Origin of the sequence: Sphaerochaeta sp. (assembly GCF_050178175.1) — a bacterium.
In the GTDB taxonomy this organism is placed as follows: domain Bacteria; phylum Spirochaetota; class Spirochaetia; order Sphaerochaetales; family Sphaerochaetaceae; genus Sphaerochaeta.
Genome location: NZ_JBFXGH010000132.1, coordinates 1 through 5556 on the forward strand (window position 1 = coordinate 1; position 5556 = coordinate 5556).

Below are 5556 nucleotides of genomic sequence, written 5' to 3' on the forward strand. Positions count from 1 at the left end.
TCAAAGAGGTTCTTGGTCTGAGGGCATTCACTAAAGAAATCATCTGCTTCCATGCTCCCAGCATACACCTCCGACCTGCACCTGTCGATTTTTGTTTCCCGTCCTTGGAGCCGATGCTACAATTCCACCAAGAGAGGCCAACAATGGAACACACCCCGATAATCCTGACTGAGAAGATTCCCATCGGAATAAGCTTGTGTGCGATGGGAGGTCCTGTACGCTACAACGGCAAGGGAATCGATGTACTGACTCCCCTAGGAAGAGAGAAGAACGACTTCGTATTCACTCCCGTCTGTCCCGAGTGCCAGGCAGGACTTGGTATTACCCGGGACCCTATACACCTCTCTGGGGGAACAGGGGAGCAGGTCTGGAAAGGAGAAGCTGAGGTAAAGAACCGATCTGGGAAGCTGGTGACTGCTGAGATGAAGCAGGGTTCCTTGGAATGTCTTGAGGTCTTGAGACGTAGTGGTGCCACTGCATACATCTACATGGATGGAAGCCCTTCCTGTGGAGTCTATCGCACTACCCTGAAGAATACCCGGCGTGGCAATCCTCCTGGGGTATTTGGCTCTCTCTTGCTGGATGAAGGTTTCTTCCTTATCCCTTCCAGTGACCTCCAAAGCCCACTCAAGTGGTGGGACTGGAGAAGAAGACTCCTCGCATTCCATTGGTTCAGTACCTATGAACTCTCTTCAATGCAAGAACTCTATGAGGTTTGGTACCGTCTTAAGTTCCTTTGCCAGGAATTGGATAACACATGGGCCAGGGAGATGGGAAGAACACTCGCAGGACTGAAAAAGTCTGACTTTGCTGCATTTGAACCACAGTTCAGGAAGGAAGTTCTTGACCTCTTGAGGAAACCCTCAACGACGGCTAAGATGACCAACAGCCTCTGGAAGCATTACTCTCACTACAGAAAGAGTCGAGGGAAAACGGTCCAGGAGATAAACAGCCCAACCTTCAGGAGAAATGTCACTACCATCGCCAAGGAGCTGGTAAAGATGGAACGAACTGCTGTGGAGGACTCCTTCCTCTTTGGTGCCAGTCCGGTCATCTACCGGGACATGCACCGCCTCAGGGCTTTGGAAGAGAAACGTGCTAGCGAGGAAGAAACACAAGAGTAAAGATTGGGGCTGGAATCTCCAGCCCCATCTACCATTACGCTCTTGCCCCATAGGGATCATCCATATCAATTTCCTTGATGGAGATACCCAAGGCCTTGGCAACACCCTCCCCATAGGCAGGATCTGCAAGATAACAGTGCCTGATATGCCGCTTTTTGACCAGGATGGTGGTCCCTTGCATGTTTCTTGCGGTATTCTCAAACAACCGTTGCTTTTCATCATCCTTCATGATCAAGAACAACTTTCCAACCTGCTCATAGTAGTTATCATCATCTTCCCGGAAATCCTCGTGATCGACAGGACCTTCTCCATCATAAGGAGGCTCAGTAAGTTTGTTCTGGTCCTTTATGAGTTGGGGTTGTAGTGAACGCAACCACCAAAGTTGCCATCACTACGCATGAACCCATCACGGTGGAAACGGTTTGTCCCCACCTTGCTCCTGTTTACCGGGTTTTGCCAGTAGTTCACCCCAAGGCGATACCGCTGGGCGTCCCCATAGCTGAACAGTCTACCCTGCAGCATTCTATCCGGGGAGTAACCAATACCAGGAACAATGAACATGTCGGTTTTCTCCCCAACCTCTGAGAATATGCTTGCATTGGTCCATTTGGTGATGTCCTTGGTGACGGTAAACGTACCAAAGGCACCACTCCCTTTTGCATGCATTCGGCGCTCTGGGATAACTTCCCTGTCAAAGTGGGCCGTTTTCTCCAGATACCAAGTATCTTGCAATGTAACCGGGCCACGCTTTCCCATAGTCTGGATGTTCTCATTCTGAGCTATCGGCCTGCCATTGTTGACCTCCTTTAAAAGGGCTACTCACCACCAGTATAGGGGCTGGGTAATTTACATGATAGAAAGAAAATAATTGCTCAATTTATCCTATAATAACGCAGTTCTGTAACATGATTACCATAAAAGAACAAATGCAATAAGCGATAATTCTCTACATTTTCTATCGCATCATGTGTTACAATCATGGTAAGGAGCAATGCAGTGACGACACGGTATGAACGGGCATTGGGATCCCTGCTTGGAAGTTTTGTAGGGGATGCCCTGGGTGCGCAGACAGAGTTCAAGCGTGAAAAGACAGTTCGCCAATCCTTTCCTGACGGTATCAGGGATATGGGTGTGAGCCCCCGGTATGTTGGACTGGCGGGACAGATTACCGATGACAGTGAAATGGCAATCATGATGATCCAAAGCATCCTGGAACATGGTTGCTACCAGAAGGAAGCAGTGAGAAAAGCATACATCCGCTGGCGGGATGCAGGACCCTTGGATATCGGGGTTACCATCTATGGAGCGTTGGATGGTTCTTCCAATCCTCAGAGCCAGGCAAACGGAGCCCTGATGCGTATCACGCCCATAGGGATCCTGGGGAGTAATTATTCAACATCAGCACTCATGCATATTGCAGACGAGGACTGCTCCATAACCCATACCCATACAGTCTGTAGGGATTGTAATCGCATCTATGCATTCGCCCTCTCGCTGGCCATCAGCAAGGGTTGGGATGCCCATGAAATTTATGCATATCTCTTGAAGTCAGCCCCTTCAATGACAAAGGAACCATCGGTACTGGAAGCACTCTCTAAGGCTGCGCATGAACCACCCAAGGGTATCGATGGTCCATATAAAGGTTGGGTATTGATTGCTTTCCAGCTTGCCTTCTATACCCTGCTGCACCAGGAATCATTCGAGCAAGGAATGGTAGACCTCATTATGCGTGCTGGCGATGCTGACACCAATGCTGTTATCTATGGAGCCTTGGCTGGGGCAATTGCCACCAGGGAACATATGCCCGAGCGGTGGATCTCTGCCCTGAAGATATCGAATTGCCTGCAAGGCTTGATCGACTATCCTCACAAACGTTTAGAACGACTTGCTGAGGAGTGGGTTGAGGAATTGATCAACCTACCGGTGGTACAGAAGCTTTCTTGAGTATGGCATTGATCCAATGCTCCGCTGCCCTACCCGGGCGGAGGTCCTGGGTTTCAACCAGCTCTTCAAGGGAGAACCATGGCAGTTCATCAACAAACCGCCCAAAAGCATCTGTAGTAAAACACGTAAAGTGTCTTCCCTCCCTCTGAAAGTCTTCTGCTTGCAACTTGAAGGAACAGTAGAGGACACCCTGTTCTTTCAGTGCAACGGCCATTCTTTCAAAGACAAGATGCAGTTCATCCATTGGCACATGCAGTAGTGAAGCGTTGGCCCATATGCCATCGAAAGTGTCCTCATAATCCATGTCCTGGAAGGAGAGCTGCCGCACAGGCAGCCCTGTATACTTACAGGCAGCCTGGACCATCGATTCACTCAGATCAAAAGCCTCCACTTGGTACCCGCTGTCAAGGAAGTATCGTGAATCACGTCCACTACCACAGCCTGCATCAAGGATACAACCACCAGAGGGGATATATGGGAGGAACATGGCATAGTGGGAGGTCATATCGACATTCCGGGTTGTAGACAGATACTGCTTGGCATGCTGGTCATAGTATTTTGATGAATCAATCACGAACCAACCCTCCCAATTCCTGATAGTACTCTTCCAGATGGGAATGCATCAGCTCTACGATATCGTGCAATTCAATCTGGGACAACACTGCCCGCCTCCTCTCTGGAAGCGGGCAGTAGAATTGTTTTGCTTTTATGATAGCTTAGAGCAGTTCCTTGGCAGCCTCGTAAACTGCTTCAGTAGTGATGCCGAAGAGCTTGTACAGCTCACCGGCGGGTGCTGATTCACCAAAGGAACGCATACCGATGATCTTTCCGTTCAGTCCAACGTACTTGTACCAGTAGTCAGCCCAGGCAGCTTCAACAGCGACCCTGGCGGTAACTGCAGAAGGAAGAACAGCTTCCTTGTATGCAGCGTCCTGCTTGTCGAATACCTCTGGAGAAGGCATCGAAACTACACGGACAGCGACCTTTTCCTCAGCAAGCTTCTTCGCAGCACTGACTGCGAGTTCGACTTCACTTCCGGTACCGATCAGGATTACTTCTGGCTTATCCCCTGACTCATAGAGTACGTAAGCACCCTGTGCAATCTGGGAGAGCTGCTCGTCACTGCGATCCTGTGGGGCAAGGTTCTGACGGCTCAACAGAAGGGCAGAAGGGCCATCAGTCCTCTTGATCGCACTCTTCCAAGCAACACCAGTCTCCACTGCATCACAAGGCCTCCAGGTAACCATGTTGGGAGTCATGCGAAGATTTGCAATCTGCTCAACAGGCTGGTGGGTAGGTCCATCTTCACCAAGACCAATGGAGTCATGAGTAAATACATAGACATTTCTGATACCCATCAAGGCTGCCATGCGTAGTGCATTACGAGCATACTCCATGAACATAAGGAATGTAGCACCAAAGGAGAGGAATCCACCATGGAGTGCAACACCGTTGAGGATTGCAGCCATGCCGAACTCACGTACTCCAAAGTGGAGGTAATTGCCATTTCCTGTCTTGGGATCGAAGGCTTCTGATCCCTTCCACTCAGTCAGGTTGGAAGGAGCGAGGTCTGCTGATCCACCAAGGAGTTCAGGGAACAAGGAACCCAATACATCGAGAGCCATCTTGCTTGCCTTTCTGCTTGCTACCTTGACCTTGTCGTTCTGCCAGCTCTTGATAGCTTTGTCAAACTCAGCTTCCCAGTCAGTGGGGAACTGGCCTGAAAGTCTTCTCTCGAGCTCAGCTGCCTCAGCAGGGTATTCCTTCTTGTAGGAGGCAAAGAGGTCATTCCACTTACCTTCAAGCTTGGCACCCCGTTCACTCTGATCCCATGCATCATAGATTTCCTGAGGGACAAAGAACTTTTCATCATATTCCCAGCCCAACTGTTTTCGAGCAAGTTCAACCTCGTCCTCTCCAAGGGCTGCACCATGGCAGGACTCTGTTCCTGCCTTGTTGGGCGACCCATAACCAATAGTCGTCTTGCACATGATCAAAGAAGGCTTGGAAGATTCATATCTTGCAGCGGAAAGTGCCTTCTGAATTGCATCAGAATCGTGTCCATTCACATCGCGGATAACCTGCCACCCATATGACTCGAAGCGCATGGCAGTATCATCAGTAAACCAACCACTCACTTCACCATCGATTGAGATGCCGTTATCGTCGTAGAAGGCAATGAGCTTTCCCAATTTCCAGGTTCCAGCCAAGGAAGCTACTTCGTGGCTGATTCCTTCCATCATACAACCGTCACCAAGGAACACGTAGGTGTAATGGTCAATGACCGGGAACCCATCCTTGTTGAACTTCGCAGCAAGGTTTTTTTCTGCAAGAGCCATACCCACCGCATTTGCGAGGCCCTGTCCAAGCGGTCCAGTGGTTGTCTCTACTCCAGGGGTAAGTGTATATTCCGGATGTCCAGCTGTTCGGGAGTGGAGCTGTCTAATCTGCTTCAGATCCTCAATTCCCAAGTCATAGCCACTGAGGT

At 49.8% G+C, this 5556-nt stretch carries 6 protein-coding genes; 2 read left to right on the forward strand and 4 right to left on the reverse strand.

Translation table 11 applies throughout. From position 1 onward, the window contains the following. The first annotated feature begins 203 nt into the window (after window positions 1-203). Entirely contained in the window at window positions 204-1124 is a 921-nt protein-coding gene (locus tag AB7S66_RS11005) for a DUF523 and DUF1722 domain-containing protein (RefSeq protein WP_428519976.1), read from the forward strand. Between the two features lie 34 nt (window positions 1125-1158). On the opposite strand, the gene AB7S66_RS11010 is transcribed toward AB7S66_RS11005, so the two are convergent. Together AB7S66_RS11010 and AB7S66_RS11015 are read right to left on the reverse strand one after the other, a co-directional pair. Further along, window positions 1159-1497, reverse strand: coding sequence for a catalase-related domain-containing protein (locus AB7S66_RS11010; RefSeq protein WP_428519966.1), 339 nt, complete (start codon window positions 1495-1497; stop codon window positions 1159-1161). Next, a complete protein-coding gene (locus AB7S66_RS11015) occupies window positions 1470-1880 on the reverse strand; it encodes a catalase (RefSeq protein WP_428519968.1) in 411 nt (136 codons plus the stop codon). The genes AB7S66_RS11010 and AB7S66_RS11015 overlap by 28 nt, the downstream gene beginning before the upstream one ends. Before the next feature lie 240 nt (window positions 1881-2120). On the opposite strand from AB7S66_RS11015, the gene AB7S66_RS11020 reads away from it, so the two are divergent. After that, the gene (locus AB7S66_RS11020) at window positions 2121-3068 is read left to right on the forward strand and encodes an ADP-ribosylglycohydrolase family protein (RefSeq protein ID WP_428519970.1); all 948 of its coding nucleotides are present in this window, start codon (window positions 2121-2123) and stop codon (window positions 3066-3068) included. On the opposite strand, the gene AB7S66_RS11025 is transcribed toward AB7S66_RS11020, so the two are convergent. Next, entirely contained in the window at window positions 3037-3642 is a 606-nt protein-coding gene (locus AB7S66_RS11025) for a class I SAM-dependent methyltransferase (protein WP_428519972.1), read from the reverse strand. The two genes, AB7S66_RS11020 and AB7S66_RS11025, sit on opposite strands and share 32 nt — an antisense overlap. Window positions 3643-3784: 142 nt before the next feature. After that, a partial coding sequence (gene tkt / locus AB7S66_RS11030) for a transketolase (protein WP_428519974.1) occupies window positions 3785-5556 on the reverse strand: 1772 nt, incomplete at its 5' end.